Annotated in this window: 17 protein-coding genes; 12 read left to right on the forward strand and 5 right to left on the reverse strand. The window is 65.8% G+C overall.

Going from position 1 to position 22,687, the window contains the following annotated elements; translation table 11 throughout:
* Nucleotides 1-541: 541 nt before the first annotated feature.
* Genes J4E00_RS25685 through J4E00_RS25695 form a run of 3 tightly spaced genes read left to right on the forward strand, consistent with a single transcriptional unit; the run spans nucleotide 542 to nucleotide 1,475 of the window.
* A complete protein-coding gene (locus J4E00_RS25685) occupies nucleotides 542-835 on the forward strand; it encodes an Ig-like domain-containing protein (RefSeq protein ID WP_208178207.1) in 294 nt (97 codons plus the stop codon).
* Between the two features lie 44 nt (nucleotides 836-879).
* Nucleotides 880-1,032: a hypothetical protein gene (locus J4E00_RS25690; RefSeq protein ID WP_208178208.1), complete on the forward strand. Its 153-nt coding sequence runs from the start codon at nucleotides 880-882 to the stop codon at nucleotides 1,030-1,032.
* Nucleotides 1,033-1,034: 2 nt separating this feature from the next.
* Nucleotides 1,035-1,475 carry an IPT/TIG domain-containing protein gene (locus J4E00_RS25695; protein WP_208178209.1) on the forward strand — a complete coding sequence of 147 codons (441 nt, stop codon included), beginning with the start codon at nucleotides 1,035-1,037 and terminating at the stop codon, nucleotides 1,473-1,475.
* A gap of 29 nt (nucleotides 1,476-1,504) precedes the next feature.
* Here J4E00_RS25695 and J4E00_RS25700 read toward each other — a convergent pair whose 3' ends face one another.
* The 3 genes from J4E00_RS25700 to J4E00_RS25710 form a co-directional block, all read right to left on the reverse strand.
* The gene (locus tag J4E00_RS25700; protein ID WP_208178210.1) at nucleotides 1,505-2,215 is read right to left on the reverse strand and encodes an SDR family oxidoreductase; all 711 of its coding nucleotides are present in this window, start codon (nucleotides 2,213-2,215) and stop codon (nucleotides 1,505-1,507) included.
* Between the two features lie 102 nt (nucleotides 2,216-2,317).
* Nucleotides 2,318-3,250, reverse strand: coding sequence for a helix-turn-helix domain-containing protein (locus J4E00_RS25705; RefSeq protein ID WP_208178211.1), 933 nt, complete (start codon nucleotides 3,248-3,250; stop codon nucleotides 2,318-2,320).
* 422 nt (nucleotides 3,251-3,672) lie between these two features.
* The gene (locus J4E00_RS25710; protein WP_208178212.1) at nucleotides 3,673-4,041 is read right to left on the reverse strand and encodes a winged helix-turn-helix transcriptional regulator; all 369 of its coding nucleotides are present in this window, start codon (nucleotides 4,039-4,041) and stop codon (nucleotides 3,673-3,675) included.
* A 191-nt stretch (nucleotides 4,042-4,232) separates the two neighbouring features.
* On the opposite strand from J4E00_RS25710, the gene J4E00_RS25715 reads away from it, so the two are divergent.
* The 5 genes from J4E00_RS25715 (at nucleotide 4,233) to J4E00_RS25735 (ending at nucleotide 15,986) form a co-directional block, all read left to right on the forward strand.
* Nucleotides 4,233-4,964: an SDR family NAD(P)-dependent oxidoreductase gene (locus J4E00_RS25715; RefSeq protein ID WP_208178213.1), complete on the forward strand. Its 732-nt coding sequence runs from the start codon at nucleotides 4,233-4,235 to the stop codon at nucleotides 4,962-4,964.
* Nucleotides 4,965-5,101: 137 nt separating this feature from the next.
* Nucleotides 5,102-5,479 (forward strand): hypothetical protein, encoded by a 378-nt coding sequence (locus J4E00_RS25720; RefSeq protein ID WP_208178214.1) that lies wholly within the window; start codon nucleotides 5,102-5,104, stop codon nucleotides 5,477-5,479.
* A 327-nt stretch (nucleotides 5,480-5,806) separates the two neighbouring features.
* Entirely contained in the window at nucleotides 5,807-9,160 is a 3,354-nt protein-coding gene (locus tag J4E00_RS25725; RefSeq protein ID WP_208178215.1) for an ATP-binding protein, read from the forward strand.
* 294 nt (nucleotides 9,161-9,454) lie between these two features.
* Nucleotides 9,455-13,768, forward strand: a complete 4,314-nt coding sequence (locus J4E00_RS25730) for an FG-GAP-like repeat-containing protein (RefSeq protein ID WP_208178216.1) — start codon at nucleotides 9,455-9,457, stop codon at nucleotides 13,766-13,768.
* Nucleotides 13,769-14,144: 376 nt separating this feature from the next.
* On the forward strand, nucleotides 14,145-15,986 hold the full coding sequence (locus J4E00_RS25735; protein ID WP_208178217.1) for a tetratricopeptide repeat protein: 1,842 nt from the start codon (nucleotides 14,145-14,147) through the stop codon (nucleotides 15,984-15,986).
* On the opposite strand, the gene J4E00_RS25740 is transcribed toward J4E00_RS25735, so the two are convergent.
* Both J4E00_RS25740 and J4E00_RS25745 read right to left on the reverse strand, forming a co-directional pair.
* Complete coding sequence (locus tag J4E00_RS25740; RefSeq protein WP_208178218.1) at nucleotides 15,976-16,188, reverse strand: hypothetical protein; 213 nt, start codon at nucleotides 16,186-16,188, stop codon at nucleotides 15,976-15,978. The genes J4E00_RS25735 and J4E00_RS25740 overlap by 11 nt on opposite strands.
* Nucleotides 16,189-16,410: 222 nt before the next feature.
* Nucleotides 16,411-17,046 (reverse strand): response regulator transcription factor, encoded by a 636-nt coding sequence (locus tag J4E00_RS25745; protein WP_208178219.1) that lies wholly within the window; start codon nucleotides 17,044-17,046, stop codon nucleotides 16,411-16,413.
* Nucleotides 17,047-17,257: 211 nt separating this feature from the next.
* Here J4E00_RS25745 and J4E00_RS25750 point away from each other — a divergent pair, with 211 nt between their 5' ends.
* From J4E00_RS25750 to J4E00_RS25765, 4 genes are read left to right on the forward strand one after another with little or no spacing between them, the layout of a single operon-like run.
* Complete coding sequence (locus J4E00_RS25750; protein WP_208178220.1) at nucleotides 17,258-19,525, forward strand: tail fiber domain-containing protein; 2,268 nt, start codon at nucleotides 17,258-17,260, stop codon at nucleotides 19,523-19,525.
* 9 nt (nucleotides 19,526-19,534) lie between these two features.
* A complete protein-coding gene (locus tag J4E00_RS25755) occupies nucleotides 19,535-19,759 on the forward strand; it encodes a hypothetical protein (RefSeq protein ID WP_208178221.1) in 225 nt (74 codons plus the stop codon).
* Nucleotides 19,759-21,219, forward strand: a complete 1,461-nt coding sequence (locus tag J4E00_RS30120; protein ID WP_208178222.1) for a T9SS type A sorting domain-containing protein — start codon at nucleotides 19,759-19,761, stop codon at nucleotides 21,217-21,219. Before J4E00_RS25755 ends, J4E00_RS30120 begins: the two co-directional genes overlap by 1 nt.
* A gap of 29 nt (nucleotides 21,220-21,248) precedes the next feature.
* Nucleotides 21,249-22,412, forward strand: coding sequence for a T9SS type A sorting domain-containing protein (locus tag J4E00_RS25765; RefSeq protein WP_208178223.1), 1,164 nt, complete (start codon nucleotides 21,249-21,251; stop codon nucleotides 22,410-22,412).
* The last annotated feature ends 275 nt before the right edge of the window (nucleotides 22,413-22,687 follow it).

Below are 22,687 nucleotides of genomic sequence, written 5' to 3' on the forward strand. Positions count from 1 at the left end.
CTACGGCCTCTGCAAAAAGCCCCTGACTGCCGGAGCAGCCAGGGGCTTTTTGCAGAGGCCGTAGGGGTCCGAATTCCCAACTTCCGGCCGGCAGTACAAAAGGATGAGGCAGCGGTTGCGGCCGATGCCGTTGGGCCATTGGCGGGTGCCCGATGCCAGGCTTTGGCCAAAGCAAGCGCCTAGTGTACTAGCTGGTCCGGCATCTTGCCAAGGTCGAAAAACAACATGTTCATGTCATACCGCCGCTTGGGTCAGGGCCGGACCTTTGTGCCTCCAGATTTGCGGCAATACTTAGAGTTATTCTCAGGGTATTGTACGGGCTGGCCCGGTCCGACGGGGAGCCGTCCGGCCGGTTGAAGGGTGAGCTGCTAGCCCGCCGCAGTGGTGTCGCTGCAACGGCACCGCTGCAAAGGCAACCGGTTCGACAGCTCTGCTGTCGGACCGGAAAGCGGACACCTTCTGGAAACGGCTCTAAGTATAGCAGCTTGCCTGGTCGGGGAGCCAGACTGTAGTATTCAGCCACCACATTCCCGCGTTTTACATGAAACAACCTTACTCGAAGAACTCGCCGGCAACCTATTCTCGCCTGCGTACGGGCTACGTGCGCCTGCTTGGGCTGCTCTTGCTGCTGGCCTTGCTGCCCTGGATGGCTTGGGCCCAGGCCCCCACCATCACGGCGGTGTCGCCGGTGGCCAATGCCCGTAGCGCGGCCCCCACCAGCCCGGTACAGGTCGACTTTGGCCAGCCGCTGACTGCCGGCTCGACAACGGGCTGCGGGTGTTCTCGGCCCAGCGGGGCGCGCTGCGCAAGCGCGGTACCACGCCGGCCGTGGTGAGCGTGCGCCTAAACGGGGTCAGCGGCACATTTACGGGCACCACCATGGCAAACACGGCCAGCGCCGCTTATGGCATGGTGCTGGGCGATGTGGAAAGCGACGGCGACCTGGACCTGGTGACCGGTTCTACCTCTGGTACTAACGTGAGGGTACGCTTAAATAACGGCAGCGGTACGTTTGGAAGCGGCTCTAACTAACCGTGGGTAATTCTTCCTGCCGCGTGGCCTTGGGCGACGTGGACGGCGATGGCAACCTGAACATCCTAGCGACCAACTCCGGCAGCGCCAACGCGAGCGTGCTGCTGAACCAGCCGCCCGCGCCCATTCTTACCAGCCTGGTGCCCAACAGCGGGCCGGTGGACACCAGCGTTACCATCACGGGCAGCTATCTGGGTGGGGCCACGAGCGTGAGCTTCAATGGCACGGCCCAGACCTCCTTCACCAGCAACAGCGCCACCCAACTGGTGCTCACCGTACCGGCCGGAGCCACCAGCAGCCTCGTCACCGTGACCATGCCCAGCGGCAACAGCAACGGGCTGCCCTTCACGGTGGTGAACTGCTCCGTGACGCCCGCCGATTCGCGTCCGGTCGCGGGTTGCTTTGGGCCAGGACGCCGCGCCTATTTCTTAGCGGTAAGGTGATTATTCTTCGCGGCTAGCACTAGCTGTTCTTACCAGGGAGTGGGGCCACTCGTCGAGGAGGCCGTGCCTGTGGGGCCATTGGCCGGCAACAGGGCGAGTCGGATGGCCTCGGCGGCTCCCTGTTCGGGGGTGTCCGTTCCGGCAAAGCCATTCAGGTCGGTGGCCGTGTAGCCGGGGTTGGCCGAATTTACTTTAATAGCCGTATCGCGCAATTCGTAGGCGAGCTGTACGGTGAGCATGTTCACGGCCGCTTTCGAGGCCGAGTAGCCCAACAGGAGCCAGTCGTGCTGCCCCGTAAGGGTGAGCGAGCCCAACGGGCTGGACACGCTGACAATCCGCCCCGCCGCAGCGCGCTTGAGGAGTGGTAAGAACGTTTGGGTGACGGCCAGCGTCCCCAGAAAGTTGGTTTTCAGCACCTGCTCGACGCTGCTCACGGTTGCCGTACCCGGCGCACCATCACCGGCGACGTTGATGCCGGCATTGTTTACCAGGATGTCCAGGTGGCCTACCTCACGCTGCAACCGGGCAGCGGCCGCGTCGAGGGTGTCCTGGTTCAGCAAGTCCAGTTCGATGGCTACTACGTCGCCTTCGGACGCCAGAGCGGCTACTGCTTGCTGTCCATTAGCCGCCGCGCGCGCTCCCAGGTACACCCGGCAACCGGCCCGCAGCAAGCCTCGCGCAATCTCCAGGCCGATGCCCTTGTTGCCGCCGGTTACCAGCGCAATTTTCTTGTTTTCCATGATTCCTAAGTGGTTTGCCTCCTCCAAATGGCGGAGAAGGAGTACCCCACAAAGGTCCGGTGGGTGAGGAGCGGGGAAACTTCGCCAATCAAACCATCTGTTTTAGATTCCAAACACGGCCAGATTCCGAAAATCGCCCGGTGTCTGGGCGACTTGGCGCTTGAAAAAGGTGCAGAAATGCGCCACATCGGCAAAACCCAGGCTATCGGCAATATCCGAAATGCTCCAGTTCGTTTGCTTCAGCAATATTTTGGCTTCCTGCGTCAGGCGGCTGCTGATGAGAGCGGTGGTGGTCTGGCCCGTCGCTTCCTTGAGCACGCGGTTGAGGTGGTTGACGTGCACGGCCAGCTGATTGGCGTAGTCGGTGGCCGTGCGCAGGCGCAGGGGCGGTTGCGGGCTTTCGCGCGGAAACTGCTGTTCCATCAAGTCGGCAAACTGGGTCGCCACCCGTTCCAACGCACTGTGGGTCGCGAGCAGGGCAGGGGCGGGCTGCAGCTTCTGCACCAGGTGAATCAACTCCCACAAGTACGTGCGCAGGAGGTCGTGCTTATAGGCGTAGGTGGATGTGATTTCCTGCGCCATCTTTTGAAAAATGGCTTCCACGGCCGCGTAGTCGGCTTCGGCCACTTCCCACACGGGGTAGGCACTGGGCTGAAAAATGGGCAGCTCATCCAGCACCACGCCCCCCGCCCGGGCGGGTAGCAGAAACGCCTCGTTGAAAATGCAGAAATAGCCCTCGGGCGTTTCCGTAAGTGGCAGCCAGCGATAGGGCACGCGGGGCGTCACCAGAAACAAGGTGTTCGGCGCGTCGTGCGGGGCGCGGTCGGCATACTCCACCCGACTGCGCCCGCGGCAGAGGGTGATTTTGTGGTAGGCCCGCCGGTTGAACGTCATCGGGGGCTGCTCGCTGGTGCGCGGCATGAAGTCCGCCAGCTGAAACACGTTAAAATGCCCTACGCCCTGCGCCATATCCGGTGGCGGGAGGGTACTGGCCGGGGAGGCAGTGTAAAAGGCGTCCAGGGAGTTGGGCTTCATTGGGGCAAAAAGAAGGGAGCATTTCGTAGTAGCTCGGCAGGAAACAGTCCCGACGGGTCAGATTGTTTGCCCGTGCTTATGCGCCAGCGTGCTGCCGATAACCGGGCGCAGAGCTGCGCTGTCGGACCAGCCCCGACGGGTACGGTCACAGTAATTGTTTCGTTATAGCGCGCGTCCTCCATTCAGAATGAGTTGATTGTGCCGACTAGCTTGCCGTCCTGATAATGCCCGGGCCTTGTTTGCATCCGCTTATCTGCCCTTGCAACCCGCACGGCAGCAAGTTGGGGGCTTCCTAATGGCAGAACACGCCCGATTATCAGCTACACCGCCAACCGTCCCGACGCGCTGCCGTTGTCTGTTTTCAACTCGACCAGAACCTGTTTCGGGCCGACTTGCGGGGGTAGCTAAGCGCTACTTATTGGTTAGCCGGGCATCTCTGCCAAGCTCACCGTCAGTACTTGTTCCAGTTCCGTCCGATGGGCATTGCCCCATTGCTCCATCACTTCAATCACCGGCAGCAGGGACCGGCCCAGGTCAGTGAGGTGGTATTCTACTTTAGGCGGCAATTCGGGGAAGATGGTTTTGCCAACCAGGCCATGCTGCTCCAGCTCCGATAGCTGCACGTTGAGCACGCGCCGCGTGGCGCCGGGGATGCTGCGCTGCATGGCGCTGGGCCGCTGAATGCCTTGGGCAATGCAAGCGAGCAGGGTGGATTTCCATTTGCCGTGCAAGACTTCCTTGGTGAGGACGGAGCCGCAGGCCAGGGTATTGGCAATTTTCTTCTGGTACATCGGGGAGTTGGTTGGGTTAAAAATGCGAACTCGGGAATAGGGATTAAAACCGCCCTATGAGCTAAAAGTATCGGTAGCCGAATAACTTTTCCGTACTTGTCGGGGCTTCCCCCGCGCTGGAATTTTGCTTCGTGAACCGCGCATCCTTTGCGCAGCAAGCGTCACGCAAATCAACTAATCCATTCAATAGCATGGGAAAACTCACCGGAAAAGTAGCCGTCATTACCGGCGGTACTTCAGGCATGGCATTGGCCACCGCCAAATTATTTGTGGAAGAAGGCGCCTACGTCTTCATCACGGGCCGCAACCAAGAGAAGCTCGACGAAGCCGTGCGCACCGTCGGCCGCAATGTGACAGGAGTGCTGGGCGACGCGGCTAACTTGGCCGACCTCGACCGCCTGTACGAAACGGTTCGGCGGGAAAAGGGCAAAATCGATGTGCTCTTTGCCAGCGCGGGGGCGGCCGGCTTCGGCAAACTGGGGGAGATTACCGAGGACCTCTTCGATACCATCTTCGACCTGAACGTGCGCGGCACGCTCTTCACGGTGCAGAAAGCGCTGCCCCTGTTCGCGGCGGGAGGCTCCATTGTGCTCAATGGGTCGGGGGCCTCCATCAAAGGGTACCCCGCCAACAGCGTGTACAGCGCCAGCAAAGCGACGCTTCGGGCATTCGTGCGCGGGTGGCTAGTGGACTTGCAGGACCGTCGCATCCGGGTCAACCTGCTGAGCCCGGGCGCGATTGACACGCCGATGATGGCCGCCACCGGCCCAGAATTTGTGGCCCAAGTTGCCGCAATGATTCCGCGTGGCGAGATGGGCCGCCCAGAGGAGATTGCCGCGGCCGCCCTGTTCCTGGCTTCTCCGGATGCCAGCTTCGTAAACGGCATCGAACTCTTCGTAGATGGCGGCATGGGTCAAATTTAGATTGGCTTGCCCCAACCATTCCCTTGTCTCAGTACGACAGCTACGAAGCTTCCGGGGCGGGCCAAGTGCGGGCGGAGTAGCGTAGCGGCGATTGGTTTGTAGAAGCTGACTGCCCAAAAGCCAAAAGCCGCGTAGCGGTGACAGACCCAGTTGGAAATCTGTCACGGCTACGCGGCTTTTCTCGTCCCAATTACGGGGGGTACGAACCTGCGGCGCTGGGGACGTTTCTCAAGCAGGTGGACTGGGACGGCACGTTCGCCTACTTGCCCGTGTGCATCGTGGCCCTCACTCCGTTACTCAGCCACACCGTCACTATTTCCCCCAACCCGGCCCACGGCGGCGCGGTCATGCTCACAGGCACCGCGCCCGGCACGCTGATTACGGTGCTCGATGCGCTGGGCCGCCCCGTTACGACGGCCATATACGATGCTGCCGGCACGGCCCCGCTGGCACTGCCGACGCGCGTGTACGTGGTCCGCGCCGGCAGTAAGGCGTCACGCTTGGCAGTGGAGTAGGGGCTGCTTTCTTTTCCCGCTAGCTATTGGCCTCCCCAACCTGCCCACGTCCAGACGGACTCCATAGGCATCGGCACCATCGAGCCCAACGCTCCGACTGAGTTCGGCATCTTGAGCAGCAGAGCCTGAAAGCCCAAGCCACAGCCATCCTGGAAACCTTCGAGGCCGGGCGGTGGCGACTGGCTGTCGGAGGGGGAAACGCAGGCGCGGGGTAGGGTAGCGCCGCGCCGACATGTCAGCTACTATATACCCGTGCTTGCGCTGCATTCCGTACTTTTGACAGCCATTTACGGTGGGGCATGATGCTCTGTTCGTTGCGGAGCCTCTATGCTTTACCTCCTTGCGCTATTCCGACTGCGAGTTTCCAGCCGGCGTATGCCGCTGGCTGGCTGGGTGCTGGGCACACTGCTTCTGCTATCGGGGCTGGTTTCGGCCGGCCCGCCCGCGCCCAGCCCGGCCCAGGTAGCCGGTTACCAGCGCCGGCTGCGAGCCGTGCCACTCGGCCATGCCTATTGGGATGCCCGCAACGACTCGCTTCGGCAAATGCTGACCGGGCAGCACGCCGATACCCTGCGCCTGCAAACCCTTACCCACCTCTTCCACCTCACCGACTTGTCGCAGGAGGCGCTGCCTGCCCTGCTGCTTGAGCACCGCGAGGCCCTGCGGCTGGCCACCCGCCTGCACTACCCCGAGCAGGTGCCATTACGGCAGGTGGTAGCGTTTGATGAGTTGGCGGTGCAGTCGGAGCCTCGCCTGCTAGCCATGCGCGACACCCTGCTCGCGGCTCTGCGTGCCTACGATGCGTTGGGCAGCGGGCCGCAGCCCTACCTGTTAGAGTGGATAAAGGCCGTCAATGCCGAGTTGAAGCAGCCGGAGGCTAACCGGGCATTCTTCACGCGGCGGCTAGCCTATGAGCAGCAGCACGGCAACGTGATGAACACCGCCATCTGCTACCGCATGCTGGGCAGCTACTACGGGGCGATGGGCGATTACAACCAAGCCATCAGCCAACGACTGCGCGCTGCTGAGCTGTTTCGCACTTGCTCGGCCTTCCGGTATTATAATGAGTTGGGGGCCATCGGCATCATGTATACCGAGTGGGGCAACCATGCCCGCGCCCTGGATTACCTGCAAAAGGCGCTGACCCTGCCCGGTGTGGCCCCCGAAACCTACTACGGGGCCATGAACCACACCTTGGCGCGGGCCTGCTTCCAGCTGGGGCGCTACACCGAGGCCCTGCGCTACAATGCCAACGCCCTGCGCCCGTACCACCCCCCGGCTACCGTGTCGGCCTACGACCGCGCCCTGGCCCTGGTGCAGCAAAGTGCCATCTTGCTGGCCCTGGGCCGCCCGGCCGCTGCCCGCATCCCCTTAGTAGCCGGCCAACACCTGGCCGATTCGCTGCACCTGCCGCTCCGGTCCTACGCTGGCTACTGCGAGCTGCAGGCCACTTGGGCCCACTACTACGCTGCCACCGGCCAGGGTGCGCTGGCCCTGCGAGCCTGGGAGGCCGCCCTGCGCCAGGCGCGGCAAGAGCACCAGGCGGCCCTCTGCCTCACCTACCTGCGCGGGCTGGCTACCAGCTGCCGGCAGCAGGGCCAGGGCGGCCAGGCTGCCACCTACAGCCTGGCCGCCCTGGCCCTGGCCGATACCTTGCAGGCCGCGCAGGTGGCTACCCGCGTGGCCCGGTACGAGTTTGAGCAGGTCGACCACGTCCAGCAAACCCGCCTTGCGCGCCTGGGCCGCGTCCAGCGGCGCACCACCGCCCAGGTACAGCAGCAGCGCACGGTGCTGGGCAGCCTGCTGGTGGGCCTGGCGGGGCTGGGCGGGCTAGCCGTGCTGCTCTGGCGCACTACCCGCCGGCTGCGGCGCACCAACCTCGTGCTGGCCGCCCAGCAGCAGCAGCTCAAAGCCCAGGCCCTGCGCCTGGGTGAGTTGGATGCGGCCAAAAACCAGTTCTTTGCCAACGTCAGCCATGAGCTGCGCACGCCCCTGACCCTGGTGCTGGCTCCCCTCGACTCGGTGCTGGCCGACCCGGCGCAGCCCCTGCCCGCGGCCGTGCGTGCCCCCGTGGCCCTGGCTCACCGCCAGGCCCGGCGCCTCAGCGAACTCGTAGACCGCATCCTGGACCTGACCAAGCTGCAAGCTGGCCGGCTGCCGGTGCAGGCCGCGCCTACGGCCGTGGCCCCGTGGCTGCGCCGGGTAGTAGGGCAGTTTGAGTCGCTGGCCACCGAGCGCGGCCTGCACCTGCTGGGCCCGGCCCCGCTGCCCGAGGGGCTGTGCTTGCTAATGGATGCCGATAAGGTGGAGCAAATTCTAACCAATCTGCTCAGCAATGCGCTGAACCATACGCCAACTGGCGGCACCGTAACGGTAGAAGCCACCCTGCTCGGTCCCGCTGGCCGCTGCATCCTGACTGTGCGCGACACCGGCCCCGGCCTGACCGCGACCGAGCATGAGCGGGTCTTTGAGCGGTTTTACCAGAGCCCGCAGAATCAGGCCCAGGGCGGCACCGGCCTGGGCCTGGCCCTGAGCCGCGAGCTGGCTACGCTGTTGGGCGGCACCCTCACGCTGGTCAGCCAGCCGGGCGCGGGAGCAGCGTTTACCTTGGCTTTCACCGCCCAGGAGGTTGAGGGAGGTGAGTCAGGAGCGAAGCGTGAGGCATTAGAAGTTGAAGAAGAATTGAGTGCCAGGAGTTTCGAGTTGGAACCTGGAGAAGCCGACGCGAAGCCGGGCGAAGCTGCTGACTTAGCTCTTCCCGGGTTTTCTTCATCAACTGGTGACGCTCATCTCCTAACCCACCCGCCTCAAAACGCAACTCGCAACAGTCAATCCTCCAAAAACTCCCTCCCCAGGGTGCTGGTGGTGGAAGACCAACCCGACCTGCGCGATTACCTGCGCGAGCTGCTGAGCCCGACCTGCGAGGTGCTGGTGGCCACCGACGGCCAGGCGGCCCTGGAGCTGCTGGCCCGCGAGGCACCCGTCGACCTGATTACCACCGATGCCATGATGCCGCGCCTGAGCGGCACCGAGCTGCTGGCCCGCCTCAAAGCCGACCCGTCCCAGGCCGGAGTGCCCGTGCTCATGCTCACGGCCCGGGCCGACGAGGCCCACCGCCAGGCCGCCCTAACCGTGGGCGTGGATGACTACCTGACCAAGCCCTTCGTGGCCGACGAGTTGCTGGCTCGTGTGCGGGCGTTGCTGGCCCGCCACTCCGTGCGCCGTCACTTCGCCACCCTGCCGGAGGAGGCCCCGGACGAGCCCGCCGTTGCATCGGTTCCAGCAGCGGTAGCCCTGGCAAAGGCCGCCCCGGCCACGACGACGGTACTCGAAGAGCCCGCGACCCTGCCCGAGGCGGGTGGGCAACTGGCAAGCTGGCAGGCGCAGGTGGCCGCGCACCTTGCCGATGAGCACTTCGGCCCGACTGAGCTGGCCCGCCTGCTCTTCCTGAGCGAGCGCACTTTGTACCGTCGCCTGGGCGAGTTGGCCGGCCTCACGCCAGCGGCCTGGCTGCGCGAGCTGCGCCTGAACCAGGCCCGGCAGATGCTCGAAACCGGCAACTTCAGGACGGTGGCCGACGTGGCCGCCGCCGTGGGCTTTGCCTCGGCCAAGTACTTCAGTTCCGTGTACGTCGAGCGGTTTGGCCGCCGTCCCGCCGACTACCGGGGGCCGCGTGCGTAGCCAACTGGTAGCTGCCGTTGCGCGCGTCCGTTTCGAGCGGCTTTGGCGAGCGGCTGGCTAGGCTAGGGGCAATTCCCTGCCAAAAAGCGCCCAGAAGCACATCCTAACTGAAAAATGGCAGGAATTCGGCCATTGGTGGCCCGGATATCTTGCAATTTTGCCTGAGAAATGGTCTATGCCCGGACCTGCTTTTTCCGGTGTTCTGCCTCGCTGCCGTTGCTGCTCTGGCTTCGGAAGGCTGCCTTAGTCAGGGAACGTGCCGCGCTTGCCTCATCAATCATTTTTGCTTTACCGATGACAAACTTCTATTCTGTCTTTCAGCGTGGCGCTGTGATGGCCCGGCTTATGCGTACCCTGCTGGCTGGCCCGGTGCTGGCGCTGCTGCCATTGCTGGCGGCTTGTACCCATCATCCGACTCCCAAGTTGGTACGCCATACCAGAGCCCCGCAGGCCGCTGCTCATCCGGCAGGGGCTATCGTTTTCGGGGCATCCCAATCGGCCCGGCCAGCGCCCGCTGATACCAGCCACGGGGCCCTGACCAGCATTCTGGCCGACGTGCGCCACCGTTCGTTTTGCCTCACCCCCGCCAAGGCGGCTGGCCTCACGGCCGATAACTACCGCCAGCGCCTGGGGGCCCGGCTCAGCGCCAGCAGCTACACCGTAGCGTCCCGCACCACCGATGGCACCGCGCCGGCCTGGCAGGTCCGCTGGACGTTGCGCGGCATTGGCCGGGCGGGGGCGCTGGCCCTGCGGCCGGTAGCCGACACCCTGGTCCGGCCTACCCTGGCCGACGGCCACGCCACCTATCAGCAGCCCGGCTTTGCCGTGGATTACGACAACACTGAAGCCGGTGTGCGGCAGACCTTCCGGCTGGCGGCACGGCCAGCCGGCATCGGGCCGGTGCAGGTGCAGCTGGTGGTGGCTACCGCCCTGCACGCCCGGCTGGCCGGCGACTCGGCTGTGGTGTTCAGCCAGGGCGAGGGCAATGCCGCGGTGCTGCGCTACGCCAGCCTGCGGGCCTGGGACGCTACCGGGCGCACGCTGCCGGCCCACCTGCGCCTGGGCAGCGGCGGCACCGCCCTAGCCCTGGAGGTCGACGATGCAGAGGCCCGCTACCCGCTCACCATCGACCCACTGGCCAGCACGGCCGGTACCACCCTCACCGGGGCGAATGCGGGTGATGCCTTTGCCACGAGCGTGGCCCTGGTGGGCGACCTCGACGGGGACGGCTACGGCGACCTGGCGGTGGGCGCACCCGGCTACAATGGCGGCGCCGGGGTGGCATTGCTATATAAAGGCAGCAGCACAGGCCTGGTGCCGACGGTGGCCTTCGTCATCAACGGTGCCGCCGGCAATAACTTGGGTAGCAGTGTGGCCGGGGCGGGCGACTTCAACGGCGACGGCTACGGCGACCTTTTGATAGGGGGGGCGGGCTTCACCATCAGCGGTAATAACGCGGGCGTGGTGTACATATACGCGGGCAGCGCCAACTTTTTCACCAACTCGAACCCCAGCGCCGCCGCCGCCGCCGGTTTCACCAACTCGCGCGGTGGGACGGCCGTGGCCGGGGTGGGCGACCTCAACGGCGACGGCTACGACGACTTTGCGAGCGGCGGCCCCGACTATGATGCCGGGTCGACGAATACCGGCTCTATCCGTATCTTTTTTGGAAACGCCAGCCTGAGCGTGGGCATTACCACGGCCACGGTGGGTGGGGCGGCTAACTACCACTTGGGGGCCAGCCTCACCGGCCTGGGCGATACCAATGGGGATGGCTACGCCGACCTGGCCGTGGGTGCGCCCGGGGTGAGTTCTGCCCTTGTTGTGCGGGGTGCCAATAGCACCGCCTTTAACGGTTTTTCTGCCTTCTACCTCACGCCCACGGGCGGCAGCACCGCCGGTACCAGCGTGGCCGGACCCGGCGACGTGAACGGCGACGGCCTGACCGACGTGCTGTTGGGTGCGCCGGGCGATGGCACCTCGGGCTCGGTGTACCTGTTTTTGGGCAGCACCAGCTTGTCGGGGACCTCCACGCAGGCCGCTGTCTTCAGCACGGCCGAGCCCGGTGAGAGTTTCGGCCAAGCCGTGAGCGGAGCCGGCGACCTCAACGGCGACGGCTATGCCGACTTCGTGGTGGGTGCCCCCGCCTACGCCGGCAATAAGGGCCGGGTGTACGTGAGCCTCGGCGCGGCCGTGCTCAGCACCATCAGCAACATGCCACAGATTCTCGACGGCGCAACGGCCGGCGACAAGTTCGGCAGCAGCCTGAGTGGGGGCGATGCCAACGGCGACGGCTACGGCGATGTGCTGGTGGGCGCCCCCTTGTACGCCAGCAATACCGGCCGGGCTTACGCCTACTACGGCAGCCCGGCCGCCCTGGCCGCCACGCCCACTGCCCTCACCGAGCCTAGCGCATCCAGCACCAGCTACTTTGGCTTGAGCACGTCCAACGCGGGTGACGTAAATGGCGACGGCTATGCCGACGTGCTGGTAGGAGCCTATGGCACTGGCAGCGGCCAGGGCCGGGCCTACCTCTACCTGGGCAGCAGCACGGGGCTGGCCGCCAACCCCATTGCCACCCTCGCCGAACCTGGCGCCGCCAACAACAACTACTTTGGCTACAGCGTGGCCGGGGCCGGCGATGTGAACGGGGATGGTTACGCCGACGTGCTCGTCGGGGCCTACGGCACCAGCAACAGCCAGGGCCGGACCTACCTCTACCTGGGCAGTAGCACGGGTCTGACCACCACGCCCACTATCACCCTCACGGAGCCCGGTGCGGCCACCAACAACTATTTTGGGTGGAGCACGGCCAGCGCGGGGGACGTGAACGGCGACGGCTACGCCGACGTGCTCGTCGGAGCTTACCGCAGCGGCAACAAGGGCCAGGCCTACCTCTACCGGGGCAGCAGCACGGGGCTGGCCAGCACGCCCACCACCCTTACCGAGCCCGGTGCAGCCAACACCAACGGCTTCGGCTACCGGGTGGCCGGGGCGGGCGACGTAAACGGCGACGGCTACGCTGATGTGCTGGTAGGAGCCAATGGCACCAGCAACAACCAGGGCCGGGCTTATTTCTACCTGGGTAGCGGCAGCGGGCTGGCCAGCACTCCTACTACCCTCACCGAGCCCGGCGCGGCCAACAACGACCGTTTCGGCCAATGCCTGGCCGGGGCCGGCGATGTAAACGGCGACGGCTACGCCGATGTACTGGTGGCGGCCTACGGCACCAGCAGCGCCCAGGGCCGGGCCTACTTCTATCCGGGCAGTAGCACTGGGCTGGCCGCTACGCCCACCACCCTCACCGAGCCTGGCGCCGCCAACCTCGACAACTTTGGCTTTAGTGTGGCCGGCGCGGGCGACGTGAATGGAGATGGCTACGCCGACGTGCTAGTGACCGCTACGGGCACCAGCAGCGCCCAGGGCCGGGCCTATTACTACCTGGGCAGTAGCACCGGGCTGGTCAGCGCGCCTACCACTCTCACGGAGCCCAGTGCGGCCAATGGCAATAGCTTTGGCTGGAGCACGGCCGGGGCCGGCGACGTGGACGGCGATGGCTACGCCGATGTGCTGGTGGCGGCCACCAGCTTCACCGGTGCGGGCCGGGCCTACTGCTACCGGGGCAACCAAGGCGTAGCTCGCGCCGGTGCCCTACGCCTTTACAATACCAACCTGAGCAGTCCCATCAGCGCCAGCAACCGGGCCAACGCGCAATTCGGCGTCGGCCTGATGGCCCGCAATTCGGTCGGCCGCATCCAGGCCCGGATAGTATGGGAAGTGGTGGGGCAGGGCCAGAGCTTCTCGCAGTCCGCACGCCTGGCCAACTCCACGGCCTATACCGGCCGAGGCGCCTGGACGGCGCTGCCCGCCACTGGCACGGCTACCGAGCTCAAAACCCTCGTGACCAAAGCCGGCCGCGCCAGCCGGGTGCGGGCGCGTCTGGAATACGCCAGCTCGCCCCTGGCCGCCACCACACCCACCAATGGTGTGGGCGGCACAGCCAGCCGCTTGCGCTACGGCCCCTGGACCTACGTGGCCGCCCAACAGCAGGGCCTGAGTGCCAGTGCCGCCACCCCGTTGCCCGTGGAGCTGACGGCCTTCACGGCCACACCCGAGGGCGCCGCCGTGCGTCTGGCCTGGGCCACGGCCTCCGAAAAGAACAGCCAAGCCTTCGAGGTGGAGCGCAGCCTCGACGGCCGCACGTTTGCCCGCATTGGGATGGTGGCCGCCGCAGGTACCAGCAGCAGTGCCCGCCGCTACGAGCTGCCCGACGCGCAATTGCCCACCGGCGCGGCCCTTCTCTACTACCGCCTGCGCCAGGTGGACCTGGACGGCACGGCCGCTTACTCGCCCGTGCGCACCGTGGCCCTGAAGGGCGTAGCGGCCGGCCTGGACCTGTACCCCAACCCGGCCCACGGCCAAGTGTCCACGCTCACGGGTGCGCTACCCGGCACCGTGGTAACGGTGACCGACGCGCTGGGCCGCCTGGTAGCTACCGCTACTGCCGATGCGGCGGGCACGGCCACGCTGCTGCTGCCGGTCGGGCTGCCGGCGGGCGTGTACGTAGTGCGCGCCGGCGCAAAGGCGGTGCGCCTGACGGTGGAATAGGAGCCGAGCCTTATTGCCCATTAAAAAAGCCCTCAGCCATTCGGATAGGGCTTTTTTAATAGCCGGGCGCGGAAGTAGGCGGGCAGGGCGTTGTGGCGGGCTTGCACCTGGGCCAGGCAGCTCTGGTAGCCGGCCAGCTAGCGTTGAGCGGCGGCCGGCTCGCGCCACGACTGCTCTGGCTGCTGCGCTGCCTGTCCTGGCCCTTACGGTGCCGCAAACCAACTGCGGCTTTGGCCTGCGCCTGCGCAAGCTGACCGCCTGACTGAAACGGAGCCGCTGTCATTAGGAACAGCTTCGGGCCATTTCCGAGCCGCCCAGTATCGGTGATATCTTGGCAAGCCGGTAGCTTTGCGGGCTATTCTACCAAGCCCAACCCATGAACCTACTCCGCCTGTATGGTCTCGTAGCTGGCCTGCTGATTGGCAGCCGGGTTACCTGGGCCACGGGAGTGCCCAATGAGCCGCCGGGCATCGACAGCTTGCGGACCCGCCTGGCTGCGCTGCCGGCCGACACCAGCCGCGTGCTGGTGCTGGATGAGCTGTGCTGGCAGCTGAGCAACTCCGACCTCAGGCAGGCCATTGCTTACGGTGAGCGCGGCCTGGCCCTGGCCCGCCGCCTGCACTACCGCCGGGGCCAGCTAAAGTGCCTGAACGACCTGGGCAACTGTGCCATGTACGGAGCAGACTTTCTGGGCGGTACCCAATACTTCCAGGCTGCGCTGAAGCTGGCCCAGCAGCCGCCGGTTGACGCGCAGATTATCGGCTTTGCCTACAATGGCCTGGCCAGCCTGCACCTGATGCAGAAGGAGTATCCCGAAGCCCAGCGCTACCTGGAACAGGGGCTAGCCCAGGCCCGCCAGCGGCATTCGGCCGCCGATGTGGCACTGTTCACCGGGAACTTGGGCAACGTGCTGCGTCTACGCGGTCAAACCAAGCCGGCCCACACCCGGCTGCAGCGCGCCTTGTTCTTGTATGACTCCCTGGGCAACCAACTGGGCCAAACCAGCTGCCTGACCAACCTGGCCCAGCTTGCCAACGACCAGCGCCATTGGGCCCTGGCCCGCCGCTATGCCCAGCAGTCGAGCCAACTGGCGGCTGCCTCGAACAACACCTATTACTTGGGCGTGAACTATGCCCTGCTGGGCGGAATCGAGCTGGCGCTGGGACATTTTACGGCAGCCCAGGCTGCCTCTCAACGCGGCCTGGCCTACGCCCGGCAGAGCAGCAACGACGAGGTAATTGCGGATTGTTACAGTGACCTGGCTGCCACCAGCCAGCAACAGGGTGACTTTCGGCAGGCCTACGTTTGGCAAAAGCACTTCATTGCGGTGCACGACAGCCTTGTGAACACCGCTAAAAGCGAAGAAATTGCCGCCCTGCGCGTGCGGTTTGATAGCGAGCAGAAGGAACTGCGCATCCGGGCCCTCACCCAGCAAAACCAAGTACAGGCCCTACAAGCCAGCCAGCAGCGCGGCCGCTTGCAGGCCCTGGTGCTGCTGCTCGTGGCCGGGGCGCTGGCCACGGCCGGCGGGCTGGCCTACCTGAGCCAGCGCCGCCGACTGGCGCGGGTTATGCGCGAGGAGCGCCTGCGCTCCCGCATTGCGGCCGACCTGCATGATGAAGTGGGGACGCTGCTGGCTCGCGTGAGCATGCAGGCCGATGTACTGCGCCAAAACCAGCCCGTCGAAAGCCCGGCCCTCGACCGGCTGCTGGCCAATGCCCGTGCCGCCGCCGGCACCATGCGCGACATTGTATGGGGTATTGATGCTCATGCCGATACCGCCGGGGCCTTGCTCGACCGCATGCGTGAGCACGTGGACCAAAGCGCCGCTGCCGCCGGCCTCAACACCCACCTGACCGTGACCGGCCTCACCGACGAGCAGCCGCTGGCTTCGGAGCTGCGGCAGCACCTGTTCCTCATCTTTAAGGAAGCCGTGACCAACGCCGTGCGCCACGCCCACGCCGCCCCCGACCTGTGGGTGACGCTGGCCTGCGCGGCGGGTGAGTTGCGCCTGCTGGTGCGCGACAACGGCCGCCCCACCCCCGCCGCCTGCAAGAGCAGCGGCCTGGGCCTGCGCAGTATGCGCCAGCGCGCCCAAGCCCTGCACGGCACTCTGGTGGCGGGGCCGGATGCGGACGGCAGCGGCTTCACGGTAGCCCTCACCGTGCCACTGAAGCCGGGGGCCGGTATTGTGCCGGTAGCGCCCGCTAGTTCGTGATAGCCAGGCGGTACTCGGCCCCGGCCGTGCCGGCCAGCAGGTTGGTGTTGTTGCCGTACACCACGCCGCCGGTGGAGATAACCGTGCCCGTGGTGTCGGTGGTGTTCGCGGCGTAGGGCAGCTGCGCACGGGCGGCTGGAGTTGTGGCAAGCAGGGTAGGAGCCACTAGCAGGGCGCGGAATGAGTAGTAGCCTGATGGCATAAATGCAGGGAAATGTGGCCGGGATAGGAAGGAGCAGACGGGTGCGAAGCAGCTCGCGGGGGGCATGCTGAGGGTAGCCAACCCATCTCGCAGCGGTGGAAACTCAACCAACCGTCAGGAAAAATAGAAGCTGGTTGAGCTCGCCAAAAACACTTCTGACCAGCTGTGCTGAGTGCAGTCGAAGCATGACCGTTCTTTTCTTATGTGCGCAACCGCTGGCCCTCACAGCTGGCCCCGCGCCGAGCGGCTCATGAGCTCGGAGCGGCCGCTGACCTGCAGCTTTTTGTAGATGCGTTTGGCGTAGGTGCGCACCGTTTCAACGGACAGCTCCAGGCGGGCGGCCACCTGCTTGTCGCTCAGGCCATCCACCACGGCCTGCACCACGTCGCGCTCGCGGTCGGAAAGCAGGTCGGTCTGCACCGAGGGCGTGGGCTTGAAGTGGGCCAGCACCTTGCGGGCCACCGAGCGGCTCATGGGTGCGCCGCCGCGGTGCACTTCCAGCACGGCCTCCTTCAGCTCGGGCAGCGACATGTGCTTGAGCACGTAGCCGCTGGCCCCGGCGCAAAGGGCTTGGTAGATGCGGTCGGCATCGTCGAACACGGTTTGCATGAGCACGTCGGTATCGGGTAGGCGCTGCTTGATGAAAGGCAGCGCCTCAATGCCGCTCATGCCGGGCAGGTGGATGTCGAGCAGAATGATTTCCGGCGGCTGGCGCACGTCGGTCAGCTCGGCGAAAAAGGCCTCGACGGAATCGGCCAGCAGCACGCAGTCGAATTCGGGCTGGCGGCAGAGGTAGCCGTGCAGCAGCTCGCGTACTTCGGGGTCGTCTTCGACGATGGCAAGGCGGATAGATTTCATCCGGCAAAGGTCTGGGGGCGCGGCGCGGCCGCCAACTGCGGCAATGCCCTCAAATGAGGTATGGGCTTGGAATGTTAGGGTTTTAGCGGGAAAAGCCCGGACAGTCCTCAAATGAGGTACATACGCGGTTTGCGAGCCGGTGGTGGGCCGGCGGAGCTTTGCAGCTGAATACCATCCTGCCGGTATTTCTTACCTCTGCTTATCTGCTTATATGAACCAAACTGTACGCCGCACTCTGCTGGGGCTGGGCCTCGCCCTCGGCCTGCACCAGGCCGCCCAGGCTCAGACCGGGGGCGTGGGCATCGGCACGGCCACGCCAAACGCCTCGGCCCTGCTCGACCTTACCTCCAGCACCAAAGGCCTGCTGGCGCCGCGCATGACGGCCGCCCAGCGCGCCGCCATCCAGACGCCGGCCCCGGGCCTGCTCGTGTTCCAGACCGATGGCTCGCAGCCCGGTTTCTGGTACTACTCGGGCACGGCGTGGGCGGTGCTGGGTGCCACCGGCAACGGCGACAACTTGGGCAACCACACCGCTACCCAGCCGCTCAACCTCAACGGCAACCTGTTGGTGGGCGGCGGCACCAAGGGCCTGCTGGTGAATGCTGGCGGCAACGTGGGCCTGGGGGGCGTGACGCCCACTGCGCAGCTGGACATGCAGGGCGAGCTGAAAGTGGCTACCCCGCCCATTCCCGTGCCGGACGCCACCCCGCGCACGGAAGGAAACCCCGGGGTTGGGGGAATTTATGACACGGCGTTTCGCCTCACCGACATGGGAGAATCCTTTCCGCTCCCTACGCCGCCGCCGGGTACGGATATTGAGCTGAACTATATACAGGTGCGCGTTTACCCAACGACTGGATATGTGCCGCTCACGAAAACGCTGCGCATCTACCAGGGCGATGGGCAGGCCAACACGCCGGCCAACCCGCTTATCTACAGCCAACAGGTGACGCTCGCGAACGGTGTCAACACCTTTGTTATTCCGCCCGGCTTGCGCGTGCAGGGCGGCGGGATGTATACGTTTGGGTTCGACACGCGGGCAGATGTCTACCTGTACCTCAATAATTCCAATACCTACGCTGCGGGGATAGGCTGGCAAGGAAATTATCCCGGTGGCGACTTCGATTTACTATTCGAGGTTGGCTATACCACCAGCACCCTTCAGCCGGTGCCTAATTTCTACGTCGGCGGCCAAAAGGTGGGTGTGGGCACCGCTGCTCCCCAGGCCACGCTCCACGTGGCCGGCAACGGCAGCACGGTGCGCTTCGACGGGCTGGCCGGCACGGGCACGCGGATGCTGATGACCGATGCTACCGGCAACCTGGCGGGCCAGGCCCTGCCCACGCTGAGCAAAACCGGCAATACCATCAGCCTGAGCACCGGCAGCAGCGTGACCGATTCCGACAACCAGCAGCTGAGCAAGTCGGGCAATACCATCAGCCTGGGCAACGGCGGCAGCGTGACCGACTCCGATAACCAGCAGCTGAGCATTGTGGGCACCACCCTCAGCCTGAGCGCCGGCGGCAGCGTGACCGTGCCCGGCGACAACCTGGGCAACCACACCGCCACCCAGCCGCTGAAGCTTAATCAGCAGCCCATCTACCTCTTTGGTCCCAACGATGGCAACCACCAGCTGCGCTACGACGCGGGTGTGAATGGTCCCCAGCTTTTTGGCTACTACGGTGGCCAGCTGGGCTACAACCAGGGCACCTACACCCCCGTGCTGCACTGGACCAGCGCCGGCCGCATCGGCATCGGCACCACCAGCCCCGTCTCGACGCTGGACGTGCCCAATGGTTCGGTGCACCTGCCCGGCGACTCCTGGATTCGCTATTTCGGCGACAACAAAAACTACCTGCGCGGCACCACCATCCTGGCCGACGATGCGCAGGGCGGCCGCGTGGGCATTGGCACGGCCAATCCCGACTATCCGCTCGATGTGCAGAGGTCGGTCAACTCGTCGGGCATATCCTATGGCTACCTCAACGGCAGCGGCACGGCGGGCTACGCCACCAACCAGGGCGGCCCGGTGAGCATCCGCGCCACCGGCCGGGTGCTGGCCAACGAGTTCAACGCCACCTCCGACCGTCGCCTCAAAACCATTATCGGCCTGAGCGACAATGCCACAGATTTGAGTTTGCTGACGAAGCTGCGCATCACCGACTACACCATGCGCGACAAGGTGCAGTACGGGCAGCGGCTGTTCAAGAAAGTCATCGCCCAGGAGGTAGAAGAAATCTTTCCGCAGGCCGTGAACCAGCACGTCGGCTTCCTGCCCGATGTGTACGTGAATGCCGTTTTGGCCACGGCGCAGGCCGATTCGCTGCTGGTACTGACCCTGCCCGCTGCCCCCGCCACGGCCGCTCGGGCCGGCCAGCGCCTCAAGCTCATCACCAAAGCCGGCGAAGTGGTCGGGACGGTGCAAGCCGCCCGCGGCAATACCCTCACGGTGCGCGGCGCGCAGCAGTTGGCCGGCTAGTCGGTGTTCGTGTTCGGCCTGGAACATGCCGATGTGCGGACGGTGGACTACGAGGCCCTGGCCATGCTCAACGTGAGCGCCACCCAGGAACTGGCCCGCCAACTGGCTGAACTGCAAAAGCAGAACGCCGACCTCCGGCAATTCAGGGCCGAAGCCAGCACGCAAACCGCCGACCTCGCCCAGCGCCTGCAAGCCCTGGAGAACCTGCTCGGGGCTAAAGCTTCCGTAAAGTAGTGCGCAATGTTTCCCCACCCGTGGCCCTCGTCGTGGTCCTGGTGCTGGCCGGGGCCACCACGGCCCGCGCCCAGGACCTCACCAACACCGGTACCCAACTCACCTTGGAAGCCGGCGCAACGGTGGTGATACCCGACGCGCTCATCAACCAGGCCGGGGCCACGCTCATCACCGGCGGCACCGTGACAGTCGGTGGCAACTTCACCAACGACGGGACCGTGCTGCCCGCCAGCGGCCGGCTTGTTTTCACCGGTGCCACCGACCAGACGGTGAAGCCCGGCGGCGCCACCCTCGCCAACCTGGAGGTGCGCAACACCGGCCCGGCCGGCAGCAACCGCGTGCTGCTGCTCACCGACCTCACCGTGACCCAGCAGCTGACCCTCACCACCGGCCTGCTGCGCACCGCGCCCACCGCCACCCTGCGCCTGCCCGCTGGCGCTGCCCTCACCGGCGAAGCGCCCGGCCGCTACGTGCAGGGCAACCTGCTGGCCGAGCGCGCCGCCGTGGCCGGTACCACGCCGGTTGACTTTGGCAACAGCTTCGTGCTGAACCCCAACGGCAATGCCCTGGGCACCGTGCGTGTGACGCGCCACGCCGGTCTGCAAGCTGCCGGCACCACCTACGCCACCAACCCCGCCACCCCCGGCCAGAAAAGCATCGACCGCTTTTGGACCGTGCTGGCCGACCAGGCCCCCACCACCGCCGTGGAAACCGCCCTGAGCTGGCTGGCCGACGACGACAACGGCCTCTCCTTCGGCCAGGGCCAAGTGTACCAGCTGCCAGCCGTGGGCGCGGGCTGGCAAGCCCTGGGCAGCCCGGCCAGCGGCACCGCCCGCCGCCTCACGGCCAGCACCACCAGCCTGGCCGGCTTCACGGTGAGCACGCCTGCCAGCCCGCTGCCGGTGGAGCTGCTGGCGTTCACGGCCGAGCGCCAGGGGACCGATGGACTGCTGCGCTGGACCACAGCCTCGGAGAAAAACAACGACCGGTTTGAGATAGAATCCAGCCCCGACGGCCGCACGTACCACCGCATAGCCACGGTGGCTGGCCAGGGCAGCAGCGCCCAGCGCCACGACTATTCGCTGCCCGACTCCAACCTGGCCCGCTACGCCGCTGCCATTATCTACTACCGCTTGCGGCAGGTGGACCGCGACGGCACCTTTGCCTACTCGCCCGTGCGCACCATCCAGGTGCCGGCCGAAAGAGGGCTGTCCGTGCAGGCCTACCCGCAGCCCTTCGCCACCGACCTCAGCCTGTTGATTCGCACCGACGAGGCCGGCCCGGTCACCATCATGCTCCACGATGCCGTGGGGCGCGCGCTGCTCACCCGCCGCGCCGCGCTGCTGCCGGGAAGCAGCACCGTGTCGCTGCCCGAGGCCGCTGCCCTGCCTTCCGGCGTGTACGTGCTGCGCATCACCCAAAACAACCACCGCCGCACTGTGAAAGTGGTGCGCGAATAGCCTGAACTTTTTACTCCAATCAGTTACCGATGAAAGCATCATTACTCCCGCTGGGCCTGCTGGCCACGGCCCTCTCGGCTTCGGCCCAAACGCCCATCACCATCACCCAGGCCAATTTCCCGGCCTTGCCCACCACCGTGGAGCAGTACAGCCGCGCCAGCATCACGGGCGTGACGCCGCCCACCACCGGGGCCAACCAGGCCTGGGACTACCGCGCCCTGAGCGCCACCAGCCAGCTCACGAACACCTACAATGCCCCGCCCAGCCAGCCCGTCTTTGCCGGCACCACCCGCACGTTCAACTACACGCTGGCGCTGGGGCCGCTCACGGTGCAGGGCAAAGTGCACCAGGCCTACACCGCCACCGGGCTGACGGGGCTGGGCTCGGAGCTGGCCACCCAGCGGTTCGGGCTGGGCGCCCTCACCGGCAGCCCTACCGACTCGCTGGTGGTGCCGGCCCAGAACGTGCCGGTCAGCGTGCCGGTGTTCGTTTTCCCCACCACGGTGGGCACCGTCACCCGCTCGTTCCAGCGCAACGGCACCTACGGCCTGCTCACGGTAGGCTTGGTGGGCCTCTCGCGGGTGCCGTTGCGGTTGGTGCAGCGCATTGCCATCGTGGACAGCGTGGCCGGCTGGGGCACCATGCGCATCCCCACCTCGGCGGGGGTATCGACGGCCATCCCGGTGCTCATGCGTCGGCAGCGCAGCATCGAAGTCGACAGCTTTTACCTGGGCGGCCAGCCCGCCCCGGCCGCGCTGCTCCAGGTGCTGGGCGTGCAGCAAGGCGTGGTCAGCAGCGACTATTCCGATAATTTCTACCGGGCCGGCTCCAGTCAGTCGCTGGCTGAGTTTGGCTACACCAGCGCCACCTACCAGACCCTGAATGCCGTCGTTTACTCCCGTGAGGCCTCGGTGCTCACAGCCACCCGCAACGCCCTGGCTACCGAGCTGGGTGGCTTGAATGCCTACCCCAACCCCCTGGCCAACGGCCCGCTTACCCTGGTCGCCGGCAACGCCAGCCGCCAGCCCCTGCGCCTAACCGTGCGCGACGTGCTGGGCCGCCCCCTGGCAACGGCTACCGCCATCACCGGCGAATCAACGACCATTCTCAACGGCCTGCCCGCCGGCACCTACCTGCTCGAAGCCGAAGGTGCCGCCGGGGCCCGCAGCACCGTGCGCGTGGTGCGCGAGTAGCTGCCCGGCTTTGCCGCTCCCGGCCTGAGCGCCGCGCAAGCTTCCGGGCGGGCACTACGTGCTGACTCACAAAAAAGCCCCCGGCCAGTAGGTCGGGGGCTTTTTTTGATGCCGGGGGTGGAAGCGCGCGGGCGGCCTGGGCCGTCAGGGCATCAGGGCGAGCTGGCGCTGGGCCCCATCCACTCCCGGCTGCGGTGGAAGTCGCCCCGGCCGCTGCCGGTACGTGGTGCGTGCCGGCAGCCAGCCTCTGCGCCCGACGGTGGAGTTAAAGCACC

The organism is Hymenobacter negativus (assembly GCF_017571495.1).
Classification (GTDB): domain Bacteria; phylum Bacteroidota; class Bacteroidia; order Cytophagales; family Hymenobacteraceae; genus Hymenobacter; species Hymenobacter negativus.